The organism is Symplocastrum torsivum (genome assembly GCF_059505465.1).
Map to the genome: position 1 here is coordinate 58,016 of NZ_JCACKQ010000016.1, position 20,238 is coordinate 78,253.

Consider the following 20,238-nt stretch of genomic DNA (forward strand, 5'->3'; position numbering starts at 1 on the left):
ATCGACAACAGTATCATCTGTACTGAGGGGATGCAATTGAAGTGGAATCGCTTATACAAGGCGATGGGCAAGGGCTACCCACTCATTTAATCGCTCACAATCGATGGCTTCGAGTCCTGCCTCAGTTAATGCCATAGTCACTTCGTCCTCATAATCAGCAGTAAAGCCAGATGTAATGAGTAGTCCCCCATTCGCATCAGTCCGACGAAGTGCCCGTTGAAAGTCAGCGGCAAGGGCAATATGCACCCGTGCAAGGATATTTGTGACGATGAGGTCAAAGCTTGCTTTAGCCTCAATTGTTGGTATATTGTCGAGGGTATCCCCACCCATCCAATGTCCTAAGTCGCTTCCCTGTCCTAGGCTTCCTTCCCTCACTGTTACCTGCTGTTCTACTCCATTACGACGTACAGCATCCTGGGTTGCCTGCACTGCAATACTATCGTTGTCTAGCGCTAAGACGTTTGCCCCAAGTTTCGCCATCGCAACACTTAGAATACCCGAACCCGACCCAAGGTCGAGGACATTCATAGAGGGGAGGATGTACCGCTCAAGCAGTTTGAGACTGACAATAGTTGCTGGATGTAGTCCGCTTCCGAAGGAAAGGCTTGTTTTCAATCTTAAGGTTACTTCGTCTGCTGCCTCAGATTGATAAGGTGCATCGGGAGTGAGTACAACAAATCGTTGACCAATCCGATGAACCAGGGAGTCAGGTACCTCTACCTGTATGGGTTTCTCCTCAACCACAGTCACCTGTGGTGTGGTTGCTAGTCCTGTGCGGTGCAACGGTGAGAGGAGATTAACGATTTTTTCTACTTGTGCTTCTGAATAAGCATCGTGGTGTAGATATAGACGAATCGTGAACGTCCACTGGGGTTGTGCTACATCCCGATCGCGTCGGTGGGGTAAATTCGGTTCCGTGTATTCTGTAATATGAACATCACCAAGATTGTGAGTCTCAGCAAGCAATGTACGAACCCAATCAACCGCCTCGTGGGTTGTATCAAGGCTCAATTCCATCCACGGCATAGTTTCTTCCTCTGGTGTAGCTGCACAGTTGTAGAACGAATACTGATTAGCTCACACATGACTATGCGCTTAATGCGATCGCTCTGTTTATTCTCGCGTGAGATTCTTGTTTTGAGCACCGAACCAATCTACAGGTAAATGCACAACTCGCACATCCAGCGATTGTTCCTCAAGGTTCAGCTAGGAATCAGTGTCGATTTCAACTACCTTCGTTCTTGAGGATAAACCTAACTTGATTCGGATTTGAGACTTCGATACGTCAAACTTCTTTGCTAGTAGCTCAATCAACTCCTTATTTGCCTTACCATCCACAGGTGGTGACTTTAGATGTATTATCAGGCTTCCATCTGCACATTCTTCTATTGTTTGCTTTTTGGAATTAGGTTTAACTTTGACTTGTTTGTGCATATCGCTAAGCCGACTTTCGGAGTTCAAAACTTAACTTGGACAACCACTGTCACCTAAAAATAAACCAATCAGTCGTTTTACTGACAACGAGCTGATCCCCAGTTCGGCGTCTCGCTGTCAGTTTTTTAACTATTTTCGAGTTAGTGTTTTTCAGCAGGCTGTGGACGTAGTCTTACGTCTAATTGCCTTCGCCACCTTCACCACCTTCTCCGCCTTCAATCACTCCAGACCCTTCTTGACCAGCTTCACCGCCTGGAGTCTGTTCAGTTTCTTCTTGACCAGCTTCACCGCCTGGAGTCTGTTCAGTTCCTTCTTGACCAGCTTCGCCGCCTTCACCACCTTCAACCTCTCCAGCCCCCGGAGTTGGAGTTTGTTCGGTTTGTTCGCCACCTTCACCAGCATTACACGCACTGATGCCAGCGGCTAAGCCAAGTGATAACAACACGGCAATAGATTTCGATCGCATTCTTGTATCCCTATATATCGTCAACACACTAAAGAAGCACTAGCTACATTGACTGTTGCTAGCTTTTATCAACTATAAAGTTAAAGTAACAAGTTGAGCCATCAGGAGAGAAAGAGGTAAAACTACTCGCCTCGGCCAAGCTTATCCATAGGCTTTACTGTCTGAACTCAACCCAGAGGTTGTTTGTTAATAGGGGTTCCCACGATGATTCTTTCCATCCCCAACGTCCTTACCCCAGAGGAATTGCAGGTTATTACGTCCAGTCTCAATGAGACTGACTTTGTAGACGGCAAAACTACCGCAGGCTGGCACGCCAAAGTTGTTAAACACAATTTTCAACTCAAGAGCGAGGCTACCTATGCCAAAGATTTAAAGGATTTAGTCAAGGCTGCCCTAAAACGCCATGCTGTATTCCAGATGGCAGTTCTACCGCGAGTCATTCACTCAATGCTATTTAGCCGCTACGAAGCAGGTATGTCCTACGGCCGACACATTGATAACGCATTAATGGGCAATCAAGATTTTCTGCGCTCAGATGTTTCCCTCACCCTATTTCTGAGTCCGCCCTCTACCTATGAGGGGGGTGAGTTAGTGATAGAAAGCACAGACGCTGAACAGGCATACAAGCTCGAAGCTGGTTCAGTGATTGTTTACCCATCCTCTACCCTACATCGGGTGGAGCCTGTGACGGAAGGCGTTAGGTTAGTTGCTGTAGGTTGGGTTCAGAGCTTAGTACGTGAGCCAAGCGAACGAGAGATTTTGTTTGATTTAGACACGACTCGTAGAGCAATTTTTACCAAACAGGGCAAAACAATCGAGTTTGACTTAATCTCGAAAAGCCATGCGAATTTGCTGCGGAAGTGGGCCGAGTGATAGACGCTACCCCTTTCAATGCAGCAGCTATGGCGTGTGAGGTAGTAAGGTAAGCGGCGAGTCTTGGAGTTAGAATTTCCCCGAAGTCCAATCTGTTCAAGTCTTGATCTAGATTTTCCCCTAAAACCTACCACCTACGGACCTTAACCTTGACATGGGTAGTGAAAGACACTCTTGACAAAGCTGACAAAGTTCAGATACTTTCAAAAAGCTATGCGAACAATTAAGAAAGACTTGCATTAAGTTGAAGCATTATCCAACTTGAGGATTCATATCAACAGCATCACGATGAGAGTGAATTAAACCATGAAACTGACGCGACGTAGTTTAGTAGCGACCCTGACAGGACTGGCTGTATTAGTAGCGGCTGGATGTTCTCCTCAATCAAACAAGCAAGCAGGTGTCGGAACGGCTAACGATGATAAAGTTGTCAGCGTCTACTCGTCTCGTCACTACAATACTGATGAGGAACTGTACAACAAATTTACATCAAAAACTGGTATCAAAGTTAAGCTGATCGAGGCGGATGCCGATCAACTAATCGAGCGGATTAAAACTGAAGGCAAAAACAGTCCAGCGGATGTGTTTATCACCGTTGATGCAGGTCGTCTCTGGCGGGCAGAGGAAGAAGGATTATTTCAGCCCGTCTCTTCCTCAGTATTAAAAGCAGCCGTTCCAGAAAACCTGCGCCATCCAGACGGACTGTGGTTTGGCTTGACCAAGCGGGCGAGGGTGATTGTTTATAACAAGGATGCCGTCAAGCCGTCAGAGTTGTCTACCTATGAAGCTCTAGCAGAACCCCAGTGGAAAGGGCGCGTCTGTGTCCGCAGTTCCAATAACGTCTACAACCAGTCTCTTTTAGGTTCAATGGTGGAATCGGAGGGAGTAGAGAAAACCGAAGAGTGGGCTAAAGGTCTGGTGAGCAATTTGGCACGGGAACCTGAAGGAGGGGATATCGAGCAAATTGCAGGGGTAGCTAAGGGAGTGTGTGATGTGGCAATCGTTAACCACTACTACTGGGCACGCATTGCTAAATCAGACGATGCACAAGATAAAGCAGCTATTGCTAAGACGGGTGTTTTCTTCCCTAACCAGGAGGGACGCGGTACCCACGTTAACATCAGTGGTGCTGGAGTTGTCGCCACGGCACCGCACTCAGAAAACGCTGTTGCTTTTCTGGAATATTTGGCTAGCCCAGAAGCCCAGAAGATTTTTGCGGAAGGGAATAACGAGTACCCTGTCGTCGAAGGCGTAGAAGTGGAACCTATAGTTGCTCAACTGGGTAAGTTTAAAGCTGATTCCGTGAATGTCGCTGCCTATGGGCGCAATAATCCAGAAGTTATTAAAATCGTCGATGGCGCGGGCTGGAAGTAGGTCAATCAATCTTGCTTGGCAACTGATTACGGGTCGAAAATTCGGTCTCTAAATACGCTTTTGCAGGGCTACAGAAAGCGACGGAAAGCCCTTCCTTCTAGTGAGGGGAGGGATAACCGTCTGCCGCTTCGTTGTTGGTTATTTGTTTCTTAAAGAATACAAATAACAAATAACCAACAACTGATTTAAGTTGCTATGTATGAATTCAACTGGCTTGTCCAAAGCTTAGAAAGCTGCACGCGATCGCGTACAATAAACAACATCGGTGTTCTCAAAGTAGTCTCTTTATTCCTACTTTTTGGACAGTATGAATTTGAGGTTTCAGATTAAAAACCCCAAAAACTCTGCTTAGTTTTACTACATCAACTAACACTTCAAGCTGTCTTGAAAATACCCTTACCCACAACAAGTTTATTGAGTATAGCGATCAACTAAATTCCTCCAAGGACTGGGGCTAGAGGTTGGGGAATAGGCAGAGTAAGCTCCTCATACTTTCCTAAGTCCTTTAGTTGCAGAGCTTCTAATTGCTGAGCTTGCCGTGAAAGGGAATAATACACAACATCGTTGTCATAGTAGTAGGCATCTTTTTCATATTTCATTCCTATTTTTTCCATTACACGGCGTGAGGCAATGTTTTCTGGTTTTGCGATCGCAACAATTCTTTCAAGTTTTACGACATCAAACCCATACTTCAGCACAGCAGCGGCGGCTTCTGTACCAAAACCCCTTCTCCAGTAGTCTTTTAATAGCAAATAACCAATTTGGACTTCTGGTGTGTTTTCGAGAAACTTAAGTCCGCAATGACCAATTAACTTTCTATGTTTTTTATAAACGACTGCCCAGACACCAAACTTATGCTGTTGCCAGCTTTCTATTATCGAATTAATCGCTGCCCTAGTTTGGTCTAAGCGAAGCGGTTGTTCATTGGACAGATACTTACTTAAATCAGGATGACTATAAATAAAATATAAATCATCTAAATCATCCATTGTGAACTGCCTGAGTAGCAGTCTCTCTGTTTCTATCTCACGCATGATGATGACATAAGACCTTTTAAGTTACATTATGAAAGCTTGTGTTTCGTTTTGCCGTTTTTGTTTACAGAAATTAGAAATCAGATAGTAAATGTCAAGTTTTTTAACACCTAGCTCGGCGAATCGAAGCCAACGAGTACGAGAAAATGACTGGCGGCTTTTCCTGCGGTTAGTACCTTATGCCCGTCGCAATAGCCGCTTGTTACTGATTTCCATCACTTTATTGCTGCCGTTGTCTATAGCAAGTGCCGTTCAACCCTTAATCATTGGACAAGCTGTCTCCTTACTTCGTGATGAACAGCAAATCTGGTTTTTTCTGAAAGACAGCACGTTAACTGAGGGGATAAATATACTTATTGGGTTGTTGCTACTAACTATCATTGTTCGGCTAGTCTTTGTTGCCGTTCAGGGATATCTGGTAGTCAAGGTAGGACAACAAATGACGGCAGGGATTCGCGATGACCTTTTTGATCATGTAACCTCCCTCGCCGCCCGATTTTTTGACCGAACCCCCGTTGGGCGGTTGATTACTCGACTCACCAGCGATGTCGAAGCCTTAGGAGATGTCTTTTCTACAGGTGCAATTGGAATTATTGGTGACATCCTATCAATGGTGGTGATTGCAGTCACCATGTTTTTTGTGCAATGGCAACTGGCATTGATGCTGGTGCTAATGCTAGTGCCTGTTATGGGTTTAATCATTTACTTCCAGCAGCAGTATCGCAAAGCGAACTACAAAGCAAGGGAAGAACTATCAGCGCTTAACTCAATGTTGCAAGAAAACATCGCTGGCATGAACGTCGTGCAACTGTTCAGGCGTGAGCAATTCAATGCCGAGATGTTTCGCACGGTTAACCAGCGCTACGTCACTCAAGTAGACAAAACCATCTTTCACGATTCCGCTGTTTCTGCGACACTAGAATGGATTAGCTTAGTTGCGATCGCTGCTGTACTCTGGCTAGGTGGTTCGTTTGTCCTGGGAAATACCCTTAGCTTTGGAGCGTTGTCAGCCTTTATCCTGTATGCACAGCGTCTGTTTGACCCCTTGCGCCGCTTTGCAGAAAAGTTCACCATGATCCAAGCTGGGTTCACCGCAGTTGAGCGCATCAGCGACATTATGGATGAACCGATTGAAATCCGCGATCCAGAACATGGTGTCCAGCAGCATCTAACTCTTGCCTCTCAAAACGGTAACTCCCAGACTGGAGAAATTCGTTTTGAACAGGTTTGGTTTGGCTACAAACCCGATGAATATGTTCTAAAAAACCTAGACTTTACTATCCATCCTGGTGAAAAAGTGGCATTAGTCGGCCCCACAGGTGCGGGGAAAAGTTCAATTATCCGTCTTTTGTGCCGCCTCTATGAGCCAACAAAAGGACGAATACTCATCGATGGCATCGACATTCGTGATTTACGCCAAGCAGACTTGCGGCGCTATATGGGCGTTATCCTTCAGGAGGGGTTTCTATTTGCTGGAGATGTTAAGGGCAACATTACATTGGGAGAAACCTACCCATTTGAAGAAATCGAAACCGCCGCAAAAGTTACTAACATTGCCAGTTTTATTGAACAACTGCCCCAAGGCTACGATACTCAACTACGGGAGCGAGGGACTAATCTCTCTGGTGGTCAAAAGCAACTATTAGCCTTTGCCCGTGCAGCAATTCGCGACCCTAGTATCCTGGTATTGGATGAGGCAACAGCAAGTTTAGATGTCGGTACAGAAGCATTGATTCAACAAGCCTTAGACCGATTGTTAGAAAAACGCACAGCCATTATTATTGCCCATCGACTCTCAACGATTCGCAACGTAGACCGGATTCTCGTACTGAAGCGAGGAGAGTTGATCGAATCGGGTAGCCACGAAGAACTGTTGGAAGAGAATGGACTATACGCAAGTTTGTATAAGTTGCAGATGTTAGGGACTTGAGCCGTGGAGACGTTCCATAGCAGAAAGCTATCAGCTATGAGCTTTTTTGTTTTCCTGACTCCAACGCGGTTTCACGGCTTTTCGCTGTACGTCATTTAACTGAGAACTGCTACGAGCCATTCAAAATGCTTGCATTCATGTAGAGGTAGGTTTCTACATCAATTGTCTTATATCCCTGGAGCTTAGGCAGCCGAGTGAACGTCAACTGTATGAAGAAGTGCAATTGAGCGATCGCAGAACGTATGAATCAATTCTTAAAAGCCCTCATGGGCTGGATAGCAACAATTACTCTACTTGCCCTGATAGCTGCGTGTTCTTCCACAGAACGCCCTCACAATACATCTGAATCGACAAGTGCTGAGAACTCAAGTAGTCAGCCTTCTGAAGAAACAGCGCTGAAGCCTTTACCGCTATCCTTGCCAAAAACGATACATGACATAGATATCCCCATTTCAATTAAAGATAAAAATCTCGATTTGGAATTTAAAGTTAACGGCATACGTGAACATCAAGGCAAAGGAGTAATCAAACCGAATCAAGGACAAAAGTGGATAGTAGTATCTACCACAATTACCAACAAAGGACAGAGTTCTCAAACTATTTCTGTTGTATCTTTTGGGCTGATAGATAGTAAAAATAATCAGTATGAGGTAGCTCTCCTGGCTGGAGCTTTAGATGATGTACAAAGCCCTACAGGTCAACTCAGCCCAGGTGATGAACAGCAGGGTGAGGTGGCATTTGAAGTGCCAGAAGGAACGAAAGAACTGAAGCTTCTTTTTAAGCCTAATAGTATTAATTGCGAAGCATCTTCTTCTCAACAGAAGTCATCAGAAACTCTCAATTGCGAACCAATCGTAGTTAAATTAGACTAAGACTATATCTGGGGAGAAAAAAGGAGATTGTTCAAAGTCTACTCATTGAATGAATCTGTTGAGTTCCTGTACTAACAGATGCACTGTTGTGGATGGATTGTCTCTGACTGGATGGGGATGCTCGTATTGTTTAAAAAGATTTTCAGCATTTCTAACAGCCGTAGACTGCTTCTCAAATAGCTCATCATAGATTGTTTCGCTATTTTTTTGATATGTCCGACCAAGTAAGGAAGTTAACTTCCGAAGATAATCCTTTCGAGGAATACCAGTATTGAGAAATTCAAAGTGTAAGACATACCACAGTTCAAAGGCTTCATTGGAATAAGCCACTTTAAATCCTTGATCATTAGCATTTTTGATAGCGTTACTAAAATCTTCTACAGTCCAAGAGTCACGATCAAACACACACCAAACGTGATCATAATCTTCTTGTTTTTTTAGTTCCTTGGCGCTTTGAACTAGTTTGCTCGGATTCTCTCCCAAACCCTGCACATCTATTGCAGCTACATTCGTGGAAACACGGAAACTCCTAAAATAGTTAGGTTCTGTTTTCTCTCCTTCACATACGATCAAGAATCTCTGCCTGACTTCCCTCGTATCCACTTTTCTAGGTGAATATCCACGAGAGTTTACCTTTCTTCTAGACATGGGAGTCGAGCAGATGATTCAGATTTCCGATATAAGGAATTGCGCCATATCTACCTTTAATATAATCACTCTCAAATGATGCATCATTACGTACTTTATATTCTGCTAAAGAGTACAAATCTGTTGCACCATATCTATTTTTTTCGGTAAACCAAATTTGATCTCTACGAAAAAGTTTATTGCTAAGCAAATTAGTATCGTGAGTCATAAATATTAACTGAGCATTATTTTGATTTGTTTCATTGGAATTAAATAATTCAACAATTGCACGACTGATAAAAGGATGGACTCTAGCATCAAATTCATCAATAATTAAAACCTTACCATTTTTCAGTGTGTCAACAAGAAGTCCTGCTAAAGCAAACACTTTTTGAGTTCCCTCAGATTCTTGCTCATCTAAATCAAACAGCTCTGTAGACACAGGATTTCCTGTTTCATCAATTTTTTGGTGCATGGTCTGAACTGATACTGATATTGCTTTTCTCCCATTTTTTATAATAAAGTTTTTTACTTCATCTGGTAGTTCATTAGGAAAGTAATTAACAGTGACTTCACTTTTTTTTACCTTGAGGTTGCCGAATCCCAAGTCTAATTTTTTGATTAACTGAATGATTTCATCTTTATTTTCGTTATCCGTCAAACAAATAACTGTATATTCTCGATAGCCTTCATCATCTAAGCCAGAAACAACTCTAACTGTGTTTGTTATCCAATCTAAGATTTTTTCTGCAATCTTGACATTAAATTGAGCAGATACAGACAGGAAGAGAGCATTATGTCTTGTTTTTTGTTGAATACCATCAGCTTTATAAATTTTAGAAACACTAATATTATCTAGTTTACGCTCGAACAGTTTAGTTTCTCTTGATTTAGGAACATAAAATAACCATTCAGAATCAACTTTGTCACGAGTTGCCTCGAATCCATATCTATATCTCTTACCATTCATTAAAAATACTATTTCAAAAAAAGATGGCTTATCTTCAGTTTCAGTGTTGAGCTTAAATTGCTCAACACCGATTTTTTCCGTGCTTTGAGTCTCTTTAGAAGAATTAATCATGAACCATCCCATGAAATTCAAAGCTCTAGCTATGTTACTTTTACCACTAGCATTTGCACCGTATATTGCGGCGCTCTTAAGTAGTTTAAGATCATCATCTACTTCAAAAACATTGTTTTCATCGAGCTTTTTGTCTTTCGCGACAAGGTTAGCTGCCACCATGCTAAAGGTGACTTGCTCCTTAAACGATCTGTAGTTGCCTACACTAAATTCGATAAGCATGGCATAGACTTTTAGGTTTAGGGCGAGAATGTGTGAAAAAATCACAGCTTCTTGCCTTGAGGATAGCAGTAACTGAATTAAACCGCTAAGGTATAAGATTGTTTGACCAAATTGCTGAATCGGAACGGAGCCTAGGTTATCTGTTGAATTGCAAAGGTTATCTCCCGGTTAGCTCAATCGTTCTCCGAAATATAGTCATAGAACCAAATCAAGTTTCTGTATTTAAAGCAAGGCGATAAGAGGACTGTTATGAGAGGCTTATTAATATTGACTGTATTCTTGGGTAGCCTTGCTGTTGGTTGCCAGGATTCTGACTTACCTCAGTCCTCTCCAATCAGTGAAGCGTCGAGTCCGTCAACAACAACGCCTGTGCAAACACCTCAAGCATCTAGTACGTCTGAGGCTAAACCTTCAACTCAACCTAATACTCAGTTGGCGGAAAGTCTAAACAGTGAACGAACTTGTGAGATTTCTGCCTATGTCATTGATACTGATCCAAAAGGGTTGAATGTGCGCTCTGGAGCAGGTAGCAATTACAAAATTATCGGGAATTTACCGACAACTACAGCGGGTGTGGTTGTCGATCTTACAGCTTCCCAAGGCAATTGGGTGCAGTTAACTCGTGCAGAAAGCCCTCAAGAAGTTGAATTTCAGGGAACTGGATGGATTTACTCGCAGTTGTTGGGAACAAGTACTCGTGGCTATGGTTCTAGGGGAGTCTCTGTTTACAAGAATGCTAATACTCAAAGCGCAACAATTGGTCGTATTCCGGAACAGACAGCCGTCAAGCTTTTAAGTTGCGATCGCACTTGGGCTTTGGTTGAATATAAAGGACTAAAAGGCTGGATTGCACCAGATGCTCAGTGTCCGAGTCCCTTGACTACCTGCTCATAGAGTAAGCGATCGCTTTTAGTTATACCTTCTTGCTAGGGCGATCGCATTAGGATGAGGATATTGTACAAAGTAGACTGGTTAAGCCTCTCTAGAGAAAGGGAGAAGTAGAATTATGGAAGCAGCAAAATTTGAACTTACTCGTGCTGACTTGAGGTTTGCTGATATCCTTGCCCAAGGACGCGATGGGCGGATGGTTCTAATAGTAGAAGTTAAAGCGACTGAACTCGAAAGTAGGGAAGCGAAACAAAAAGTTATCTCACAACTCAAGTCGTATCTGGAAGCGGCGAACACAAACATTCCTTTCGCAATGCTTGTTGATCTCGAAGACATTGAGATTTTTCAAGGAGACAATGCTAGTTTATCTACCAAACCGATTGCTTCTCTCAAAACGGCGGATGTTCTTCGCCATTATGATGCTGAGTTTGGCAATAAGCGAATTTTTGAACTTTACCTAACTACATTAGTCGAGGCGTGGTTGCGAGACTTAGCTTATTGCTGGAAGTCGAAAAATCCGCCAGCATCAGAACAGCTAGCAGGAATCGGTCTACTACAGCAGCTAGAAGGTGGAACAACCCGGCAAGAGGTAGCGCTTGGTAGTACTTTACGTTGAAACCAATTTTTTAATGACTGTTGCTAAAGGACAAGACCCTCTAGCAGATAGATTGCTACAAGATATCCCACCGTCAGTCCGTCTAGTAATACCAAGCATTTGCTACCTGGAAGCTCTCTCCTTGTGGACTGATTAAGCTGCTTATAGATATCAATTAATTTATGAAGCTTTTCTCTATATTCACTACAACTGGGCGACGTTGGTTGGCGGGAACGCTGGCTGTAGTTTGTGCGATCGCGCTTTCTTCCTGTAGCCCAGCCCAATACATCACCCAAGCCGCATCGGTACCGCAATTAGTCGTTAGTCAGACGACTGACCCAAAAACCTTTAACTACGCCTTAAGCAGTGAATCGCCTAACATTTTTAGCTACACCTATGAAGGGCTAATCACTGAAAATGGTCTGGGAGAAATAGAACCTGCATTGGCAGAGTCGTGGACAATGTCTGAGGACAAGCGACGAATTGTCTTTACCTTGCGAGAAGGACTGAAATGGTCAGATGGCGCACCCTTAACCGCTGACGATGTAATTTTTACCTACAACGATGTCTTCTTCAACGAAGCCATTCCCACGCCAATCCGAGATAGTTTAAAAATTGGGGAAAGTCAAGCACTGCCGACTGTGCGAAAACTCAATGAGCGTGAAATAGAATTTACTATCCCTGAACCCTTTGCCCCTTTTCTTCGCTCGGCAAGTCTTGCCATTTTACCTGCCCATGCACTGCGCGAGGCGATCAACACCAAAGATGCTAAAGGTAATCCTAAATTCCTCTCAACCTGGGGAACAGATACAGACCCAAACAAAATTATTACCAATGGCCCCTACCGACTCACGGGTTACGCCGCCAGCCAGCGCGTTGTCTTTGAACGGAATCCTTACTACTGGAAGAAAAATAGTCAGGGCAATTCTCTACCTTATATCCAGCGTTTCACTTGGCAACTTGTTGAAAACACCGATACCTCTTTAATCCAGTTTCGTTCTGGGGGATTGGATATTGTCGGTGTCTCCCCCGCAACCTTTTCCTTGCTGAAGCGGGAGGAGGAACGGGGTAAATTTACAATCTACAACGGTGGGCCTGACTATGGCACAACGTTTATTGCCTTCAATCTCAATAAAGGTAGGCGCAAAGGACGCCCACTGGTAGACCCGATTAAGTCTCGCTGGTTCAACAACGTTGCCTTTCGACAAGCTGTTGCCTATGCGATTGATCGGCGAACGATCATTAACAATATTTTTCGAGGGTTAGGTGAACCTCAAAATTCCCCAATTTCCGTCCAAAGTCCCTATTACCTTTCTCCCAAAGAGGGCTTAAAGGTTTACGACTACAATCCTGAACGGTCAAAAGAATTACTTTTGCAAGCTGGATTTAAATACAATGCCAAAGGTCAACTGCTGGATGAAGCGGGGAATCGGGTGCGCTTTAGCTTACTAACAGGTGCGGGTAGTCGGGGCACTGAAGCAATGGCTTCTCAGATTAAACAAAACTTGAGCCTAATCGGTATGCAAGTGGATATAAATGCGATCGAGTTTACAACGCTCTTAGACAAGCTCAACAACACTATTGATTGGGAATGTTATCTCCTTGGCTTTACAGGAGGAATTGAGCCGAATGATGGCTCTAATATTTGGTCGCCCAACGGTGCATCCCATCGTTTCAATCAACCCGCCAAACCTGGACAACCTCCGATTGAAGGTCGAGAAATTTCGGATTGGGAGCAGGAGATTGGTCGTCTGTATATTCAAGGCGCACAAGAGTTAGACGAAGCAAAGCGCAAAGCGATTTATGCGAAAACGCAACAAATTACTCAAGAGAATTTGCCCTTTATTTACCTAGTGAACCCACTGGCGCTAGCAGCAGTACGCGATCGCGTCAAGGGTGTGGAGTTTACTGCACTTGGGGGAACACTCTGGAACATTGACCAACTCAAGATTGAAGACAACTAACCCAAGCTGTTCTTCACACTCATCCGAGACAATCATCCGAGGCTGAAGACACTAGGATGAGATTATATGAAAAAGCGTGAGTAACGTTACAGTATGAACCCTACTACCTTCTCGACCAGTACTCGCCGTCATTGGTTTTTAGGTATACTCTTTGCGATTTTAGCGATCGCCCTGGGTTCCTGTAGTCCGGCTGAATTTATCGCTCAATTTAGGTCTGAGGCGGCTCAAGTCCCCCAACTTGTTGCTAATGTTGGCACTGACCCTAAAACATTTAACTATGCCCTGAGTCAAGAATCGCCGAACGTATTCGATTACATTTACGAGGGGTTAATCAGTGCAGATGGGCTTACTGGGGAACTTAATCCAGCCCAAGCTGAGTCCTGGGAAATTTCAGAGGACAAAAAGCGAATTGTCTTTACCCTGCGAAAAGACTTGAAGTGGTCAGATGGTAAACCCCTGACAGCAGATGATGTAGTTTTTACGTTCAATGACATCTATTTGAATGAACAAATTCCTGCCCCGACCAGAGATGTTCTCAGAATTGGAGAAAGTAAAGCACTGCCGACTGTGCGAAAACTAGACGAGCGCCGGGTTGAATTTACAGTACCAGAACCTTTTGCACCCTTCCTTCTCTATGCGGGTGGAGCGCCAATCTTGCCAGCCCATGCTCTACGTCAATCGGTAAAGACCAAAGACTCACAGGGGAATCCTGTGTTTCTATCAACTTGGGGAACAGATACCGATCCCGACAAAATTATCGGCAATGGTCCCTATCGGATGGAAAGTTACAGCATCGGTCAGCGTGTAGTATTCCGTCGTAACCCCTACTACTGGAAAAAAGATGCTCAGGGCAATCCCCTGCCTTATATTGAGCGCTTCGTCTGGCAAATTATCGAAAACACTGATACAGCTTTATTACAGTTTCGCTCTAAAGAGGCTGATATCCTCGATATTTCCGCTGCAACGTTTGCCCTGCTGAAGCGAGAAGAAAATCGAGCTAATTTTACGATCCACAATGGTGGTCCCGACACGACCAGACTGTTTATGTGCTTCAACCTCAATAAAGGAAGCCGTAACGGAAAGCCTTTAGTCGATCCAATGAAATCTCGCTGGTTCAATAAAGTGGCGTTTAGACAAGCCATTGCCTATGCCATTGACCGCCGAACCATGATTAACAACATTCTTCTGGGTTTGGGTGAACCGCAACATTCAATGATTCCGGAGAACAGTGCCTACTATCTCTCTCCGGAAAAGGGTCTGAAAGTCTACGACTACAATCCGGAAAAAGCCAAGGAATTACTGTTGGAGGCGGGATTCAAATATAACGATAGAGGTGAACTGCTCGATGAAAAAGGCAATCGCGTGCGCTTCACACTCTTGACTAATGCTGGGGGTAGGCGCATCAGCTCTATTGGAACCCAAATCCTGCGAGATTTAAGTAAAATCGGCATTCAAGTTGACTTCCAGTCCATTGACTTCAACGCGCTTTTAGACAAGCTCAACAACACGATGAATTGGGACGCTTACCTTGGCGCTATTGGCGGAGCTGGACTTGACCCGCACGGGGGTTCCACAATTTGGGCTTTAGATGGCGGATTACATCAATTCAACTCACAACCTCAACCAGGGCAACCTCCAATCAGAGGACAGGAATTTGCAGACTGGGAGCGGGAAATGGCTCGTCTCTATGTTGAGGGAGCGCAGGAGTTGGACGAAGCCAAACGCAAAGCGATTTATGCCGATGGGCAACGCATCGCCCAAGAGAATTTACCTTTCATCCATCTAGTTAGCCCACTAACTTTTGTGGCTGTACGCGATCGCGTTAAAGGTATAAAATACTCATCCCTTGGGGGTAGTCTGTGGAATCTCTACGAACTCAAACTCACAGACGAATATATAAAGTGATTACCCGGTTATTTCTCCTCAAAGGAAGCTGGTCTATCATCCGAAAAACGCCTAGTGGCACTGCAACATGATTTCTGCTGTGTTCTCGACTACTACTCTGCGTCGTTGGTTTTCAGTTTTACTTGCCTTAATTTTGGCGATCGCACTTTCAAGCTGTACTCTCTCTCAATTTAAAACCGAAGCTGCCCAAGTTCCCCAGATCGTGTTTCGCAATCCAGGCGATCCACAAAGCTTTAACTATGCGATGAACCAAGCATCACCCACCGTTTTTGGTTACATATACGATGGCTTGATTACGGAAAACGGAGTGACTGCGGACGTTGAACCAGCCCTAGCGGAATCTTGGGACATTTCTGAAGACAATAAGCGGATTGTCTTTACCCTGCGCGAAGGACTGAAGTGGTCTGATGGTGAACCACTGACAACCGATGATGTTGTTTTCACCTACAATGACATCTTCTTCAACGAGCGGATTCCCACAGATTTTAGAGATGTTCTCCGAATTGGTGAGAGTCGTGCTTTACCAAAAGTTCGTAAACTGGACGACCGCCGTGTAGAATTCACTGTGCCAGAGACGTTTGCCCCCTTCCTCCGAACGGTTGGCGGCGTTGCAATCTTGCCGGAACACGCCCTGCGCGAAGCCGTATTTACCAACAACCGAGACGGAAAGCCGAAGTTTCTATCTACCTGGGGAACTGATACAGATCCAAAGAAAATTATTGGCAGTGGTGCCTATACATTGGAGAGCTACACCCCATATGAACGGGTAATCTTTAGGCGTAATCCTTACTACTGGCGTAAAGATGCTCAGGGTAACCCACAGCCTTATGTTGAACGCCTAATCTGGCAAACTGTCGAATCGAGCGATACGGGCTTAATCCAGTTTCGTTCTGGGGGGTTGGATCTGCTTGAAATTGCTCCTAGTAGTTTTCAGTTGCTCAAGCGGGAAGAGAAACGAGGCAATTTTACGATTAAAAATGGTGGCCCTGACTTTGGGACTAATTTTATTACCTTCAATCTCAATAAAGGTCGCCGTAAGGGACGCCCATTAGTCGATCCGATTAAGTCCCGTTGGTTTAACACCCTTGCCTTTAGACAAGCCGTTGCCTACGCTCTTGATCGCCAAGCCATGATTAATAATGTCTTTCGTGGACTTGGTGAATTTCAAGATTCACCCATCTCTGTCCAAAGCCCTTACTATTTTTCCCCCAAAGAAGGTCTAAAAGTCTACGACTATAATCCAGAAAAGGCAAAAGAATTACTGCTGGGAGCGGGATTCAAATACAACAATAAAAACCAGTTGCTTGATGCAGATGGCAACCGCGTCCGCTTCACCCTATTGAGCCAAGCAGGTAGTAGAATCAGTGACTCAATAGGTTCGCAGCTTAAGTCCGATCTGAGTCAAATCGGGATTCAAGTCGATTTCACGCCCATTGATTTTGCCGTCATGATCGACAAGGTGCTGAACACACTCGAATGGGAATGTTATTTCGGACTGATTACTGGTGGCATTGAACCGAATAGTGGAGCGAATATCTGGTTGCCTGACGGTCAATTCCACCCCTTCAATCAGAAACCTCAACCCGGACAACCACCGATAGAAGGGCGGGAGGTAGCAGATTGGGAAGAAGAAATTGGTCGTCTCTATATCCAAGGCGCACAGGAGGTAGATGAGGCAAAGCGTAAGGAAATTTATGCCGAAACACAACGCCTCGCACAAGAATACTTACCGTTTATTCATCTGGTGAATCCGCTTTCTCTGACAGCAGTACGCGATCGCATTAAAAATGTAAAATATTCTGCTCTTGGAGGAACTCTCTGGAATGTCTATGAATTGAAAGTGAGGGAGCAATAATCAAGATTGTCTCTCTAAGAAACGACAGAAGTTTATCATGGGTCGAAAGCTGAGTAGCACTGCAATATGAGTATCGTCTTGCCGCATCTCCACCGTTGGCTATCTATACTACTAACCTTAATGTTGTGGGTGATTCCTGGATTAGCTCTGGGAGGCTGTAACCCAACCGAGTTAAAAACCGAAGCGGCTCAAGTATCGCAACTGGTGCTGCATACTATTAGCGATCCAAAAACCTTCAACTACGCCCTAAAAAGCGAGTTTCCCAATATTTTTCCTTTCACCTTTGAGGGGTTAACCTATGTCAATGACTTCACGGGAAAGATTGAGCCAGCTTTGGCTGAATCTTGGGAAAGCTTTGACAATAACCAGCGCTATGTTTTTACCTTACGAGAGGGATTGAAGTGGTCAGACGGCGCACCATTGACAGCAGATGATGTTGTCTTTACCTATAATGACATCGTTTTTAATCCAGAAATTGCTACCGATCAAAAAGATGTTCTCAAAATTGGTACATCTGGTACTTTCCCTAAGATTAGAACGCTGGATGCTCGTCGGGTTGAATTCACTCTACCAGAGCCTTTCGCTCCCTTCTTACGCATTACATCCGGGCCACAAGATGGCATTGTTATCTTACCGAAGCATATTCTCCGCGAATCTGTAATTACTAAAGATGCCAACGGTAATCCAAAGTTTGCCTCAATGTGGGGAACAGATGCAAATCCTCAAGAAATCGTCGTCAATGGCGCTTACCGCGTCGCTAGCTATGTACCCAGCCAACGTGTAGTTTTGGAGCGAAACCCTTACTACTGGCGCAAAGATGCTCAAGGCAATCCTCAGCCTTACATCCAGAGAATTGTCTGGCAAATTGTTGAATCACAAGAAACAGCTTTACTTCAATTTCGTTCTGGGGGTTTAGATCTGACTGAGGGTTGGGGGTCTATGCCTGTTGAGCATTTTGGGCTACTCAAGCGAGAAGAGAAGCGAGGAAATTTTAAGCTTTACACAGCAGAAGCAAGACCCGGTACGATTTTTCTTTCCTTTAACCTCAACAAAGGTAGAAGAAACGGACGCCCACTAGTTGATCCAATCAAGTCTCGTTGGTTCACTTCGGTGGAATTTCGACAAGCTATTGCCTATGCCCTCGATCGCCAAAGCATGATTAATAACACTCTACGCGGGTTGGGAGAGTTACAAAATTCACCAATTTCTGTACAAAGCCCTTACTACATTTCGCAACAAGAAGGTCTAAAAGTCTACGACTATAATCTTGAGCAATCAAAGGAATTATTAACAAAAGCAGGATTTAAATTTAACGATAGAGGACAATTACTTGACGCTGACGGCAATCGAGTACGCTTCACGTTACTTACCAATGCAGAAAATAAAACTCGTGTAGCATTAGGAGCGCAAATTAAGCAAAACTTAAGCCAAATTGGTATTCAAGTCGATTTCAATCCGATCGCATTTAACACGCTGGTTGATAAACTTTCCAACACCCTAGACTGGGACTCTTACCTCTTAGGCTTCACGGGTGGTGTGGAACCGCATGATGGGGCTAATGTTTGGTTACCAGATGGAGGATTACACGCCTTCAACCAGAAACCCCAACAGGGACAAGTACCGATTGAGGGCAGAGAAGTTTACGATTGGGAGGCCCAAATCGGTCGTCTCTATGTTGAGGGGGCAAAAACAGTAGACGAAGCAAAACGCAAAGCCATCTACGCCGAGACGCAACGTATTACGCAAGAGTATTTGCCGATGATTTACCTTGTGAATTCATTATCAATGTCGGCAGTACGCGATCGCATCCAAAATGTGAAATACAATGCCCTTGGTGGTGTCGTCTGGAATATCTACGAGTTGAAAGTCAGCGATTAACAGGCTTGATATCTACTTAGCATAGGATGAAGGTATAACAGCAGCCTGATGAGGGAGAGACACTCAACTCGCTGTAGGAATTAGGGTCATGGAAATCCAAAAACTGAACAATGATATTCCATTTGATATCATCGCCCAAGACAAAAGTAGGAAAATCATTCTAGTAGTTGAGGTCAAAGCAAGGCACCTCGAAGGCAAGCAACATAAGGATTGGTTTATTGAGAAAGTGAAATCGTATCTGCAAGCAGCAAATACAGAGATTCCTTTTGCCATGCTAGTTGACCTTGAAGACATTCAGATTTTTCGATGTGACGATACAAATCTGTCTGAATCAGTTAGCTACATTAAGACTGCCCCTGTACTTAGCCATTATGAACCCAGATACGGGGAAATACGAATATTTCATCATTACCTAGAGGGGCTAGTTGAAGCATGGCTGAGTGACTTAGCCTATCACTGGAAATCCCAAACACCGCCAGCTTCACAACAGTTAGCGGAAGTTGGTTTGTTACAGCAGATTGAAGATGGAACGACTTACTCTGGGATAGCACTAAGTGGTGAGACTGTATATTGAAACTAATTTCTTAATGAGCATTGCTACAGGACGCCACTCTCAACCCTACAATTTACTCTCAACACCGCCTTCATCAGTCCGCATCGCCATCCCCAGCATCCGCTGTATGGAAGCCCTCTCGGCGCTAGAGGATGAACTAAAGCGTCGCAACCGATTTGAGAACGAGTTGAATTTGCAAATCAGCCAATTGCGACGAGACGTTACTTCACCTTATGCTCCATCTCTCCTTTTCCATGTGAGGCAGTCTGTAGTTGAAAATCGGGGGTTACTTAACAATGTCAAAGAGCGTCTATCTCAAGCTCTCGATCAGCTTGCTGCCAAGGCTGAGATCATTGCTCTAACTGCCGATATGCTTCAGACAAGCTTGAACACAGCTTTCTTTGAAAAAGAGCCTACTGACAATTTGATTCTGTGCAGCATCCTTCAGGATGCAAGCGTACATCCTACTGAAGTTAAGGTGTTCCTAAGTGGCAATGTCAAAGAATTTGGAGCGTTAGACGTTCAGCAGCCTTTGCGGGATGCTGGTGTAGAACAGTATTTCAGGACAACTGAAAGTTTCCTGGGTTGGCTGAATTCTCAATCAACTTCGTAAGCTAGTTAGTACAGGATGATTATGACTTTCTGCTGTTCCTTAACCAGATATTGTGGGAACAGTCATCAATTTAA

18 protein-coding genes are annotated in these 20,238 nt (G+C 44.2%); 12 read left to right on the forward strand and 6 right to left on the reverse strand.

Features of this window, described 5'->3' with window-relative positions:
• Positions 1-51: 51 nt before the first annotated feature.
• The 3 genes from AC5JL3_RS05785 to AC5JL3_RS05795 all read right to left on the reverse strand — a co-directional run bounded on the left by AC5JL3_RS05785 (position 52) and on the right by AC5JL3_RS05795 (position 1,900).
• Positions 52-1,026: a 50S ribosomal protein L11 methyltransferase gene (locus AC5JL3_RS05785; protein WP_496073565.1), complete on the reverse strand. Its 975-nt coding sequence runs from the start codon at positions 1,024-1,026 to the stop codon at positions 52-54.
• 180 nt (positions 1,027-1,206) lie between these two features.
• Positions 1,207-1,434 (reverse strand): DUF167 domain-containing protein, encoded by a 228-nt coding sequence (locus AC5JL3_RS05790; protein ID WP_496073566.1) that lies wholly within the window; start codon positions 1,432-1,434, stop codon positions 1,207-1,209.
• 178 nt (positions 1,435-1,612) lie between these two features.
• Entirely contained in the window at positions 1,613-1,900 is a 288-nt protein-coding gene (locus AC5JL3_RS05795) for a hypothetical protein (protein WP_496073567.1), read from the reverse strand.
• 204 nt (positions 1,901-2,104) lie between these two features.
• On the opposite strand from AC5JL3_RS05795, the gene AC5JL3_RS05800 reads away from it, so the two are divergent.
• Both AC5JL3_RS05800 and AC5JL3_RS05805 read left to right on the forward strand, forming a co-directional pair.
• Positions 2,105-2,773: a Fe2+-dependent dioxygenase gene (locus AC5JL3_RS05800; RefSeq protein ID WP_192219998.1), complete on the forward strand. Its 669-nt coding sequence runs from the start codon at positions 2,105-2,107 to the stop codon at positions 2,771-2,773.
• Between the two features lie 306 nt (positions 2,774-3,079).
• A complete protein-coding gene (locus tag AC5JL3_RS05805) occupies positions 3,080-4,147 on the forward strand; it encodes a Fe(3+) ABC transporter substrate-binding protein (RefSeq protein WP_496073568.1) in 1,068 nt (355 codons plus the stop codon).
• A gap of 431 nt (positions 4,148-4,578) precedes the next feature.
• On the opposite strand, the gene AC5JL3_RS05810 is transcribed toward AC5JL3_RS05805, so the two are convergent.
• Entirely contained in the window at positions 4,579-5,181 is a 603-nt protein-coding gene (locus tag AC5JL3_RS05810) for a GNAT family N-acetyltransferase (protein WP_496073569.1), read from the reverse strand.
• A 91-nt stretch (positions 5,182-5,272) separates the two neighbouring features.
• Between AC5JL3_RS05810 and AC5JL3_RS05815 the strand changes: the two genes are divergently transcribed.
• Together AC5JL3_RS05815 and AC5JL3_RS05820 are read left to right on the forward strand one after the other, a co-directional pair.
• On the forward strand, positions 5,273-7,111 hold the full coding sequence (locus AC5JL3_RS05815; RefSeq protein WP_496073570.1) for an ABC transporter ATP-binding protein: 1,839 nt from the start codon (positions 5,273-5,275) through the stop codon (positions 7,109-7,111).
• Positions 7,112-7,353: 242 nt separating this feature from the next.
• The gene (locus tag AC5JL3_RS05820; protein WP_496073571.1) at positions 7,354-7,983 is read left to right on the forward strand and encodes a DUF4352 domain-containing protein; all 630 of its coding nucleotides are present in this window, start codon (positions 7,354-7,356) and stop codon (positions 7,981-7,983) included.
• Between the two features lie 42 nt (positions 7,984-8,025).
• On the opposite strand, the gene AC5JL3_RS05825 is transcribed toward AC5JL3_RS05820, so the two are convergent.
• Together AC5JL3_RS05825 and AC5JL3_RS05830 are read right to left on the reverse strand one after the other, a co-directional pair.
• Positions 8,026-8,631 carry an RloB family protein gene (locus AC5JL3_RS05825; RefSeq protein WP_496073572.1) on the reverse strand — a complete coding sequence of 202 codons (606 nt, stop codon included), beginning with the start codon at positions 8,629-8,631 and terminating at the stop codon, positions 8,026-8,028.
• Positions 8,624-9,958, reverse strand: coding sequence for an AAA family ATPase (locus AC5JL3_RS05830; protein ID WP_496073573.1), 1,335 nt, complete (start codon positions 9,956-9,958; stop codon positions 8,624-8,626). Before AC5JL3_RS05830 ends, AC5JL3_RS05825 begins: the two co-directional genes overlap by 8 nt.
• A gap of 204 nt (positions 9,959-10,162) precedes the next feature.
• On the opposite strand from AC5JL3_RS05830, the gene AC5JL3_RS05835 reads away from it, so the two are divergent.
• The 8 genes from AC5JL3_RS05835 to AC5JL3_RS05870 all read left to right on the forward strand — a co-directional run bounded on the left by AC5JL3_RS05835 (position 10,163) and on the right by AC5JL3_RS05870 (position 20,164).
• The gene (locus AC5JL3_RS05835; protein WP_496073574.1) at positions 10,163-10,807 is read left to right on the forward strand and encodes an SH3 domain-containing protein; all 645 of its coding nucleotides are present in this window, start codon (positions 10,163-10,165) and stop codon (positions 10,805-10,807) included.
• Positions 10,808-10,919: 112 nt separating this feature from the next.
• Positions 10,920-11,417 (forward strand): type I restriction enzyme HsdR N-terminal domain-containing protein, encoded by a 498-nt coding sequence (locus AC5JL3_RS05840; RefSeq protein ID WP_496073575.1) that lies wholly within the window; start codon positions 10,920-10,922, stop codon positions 11,415-11,417.
• Positions 11,418-11,578: 161 nt separating this feature from the next.
• Positions 11,579-13,360, forward strand: a complete 1,782-nt coding sequence (locus tag AC5JL3_RS05845) for an ABC transporter substrate-binding protein (RefSeq protein WP_496073576.1) — start codon at positions 11,579-11,581, stop codon at positions 13,358-13,360.
• Between the two features lie 93 nt (positions 13,361-13,453).
• A complete protein-coding gene (locus AC5JL3_RS05850; RefSeq protein WP_496073577.1) occupies positions 13,454-15,265 on the forward strand; it encodes an ABC transporter substrate-binding protein in 1,812 nt (603 codons plus the stop codon).
• Positions 15,266-15,332: 67 nt separating this feature from the next.
• Complete coding sequence (locus tag AC5JL3_RS05855; RefSeq protein ID WP_496073578.1) at positions 15,333-17,120, forward strand: ABC transporter substrate-binding protein; 1,788 nt, start codon at positions 15,333-15,335, stop codon at positions 17,118-17,120.
• A 66-nt stretch (positions 17,121-17,186) separates the two neighbouring features.
• The gene (locus AC5JL3_RS05860; RefSeq protein ID WP_496073579.1) at positions 17,187-18,998 is read left to right on the forward strand and encodes an ABC transporter substrate-binding protein; all 1,812 of its coding nucleotides are present in this window, start codon (positions 17,187-17,189) and stop codon (positions 18,996-18,998) included.
• 88 nt (positions 18,999-19,086) lie between these two features.
• Positions 19,087-19,572, forward strand: coding sequence for a hypothetical protein (locus tag AC5JL3_RS05865; protein WP_496073580.1), 486 nt, complete (start codon positions 19,087-19,089; stop codon positions 19,570-19,572).
• Positions 19,573-19,585: 13 nt separating this feature from the next.
• The gene (locus AC5JL3_RS05870; RefSeq protein ID WP_496073581.1) at positions 19,586-20,164 is read left to right on the forward strand and encodes a PIN domain-containing protein; all 579 of its coding nucleotides are present in this window, start codon (positions 19,586-19,588) and stop codon (positions 20,162-20,164) included.
• Positions 20,165-20,238 lie beyond the last annotated feature (74 nt).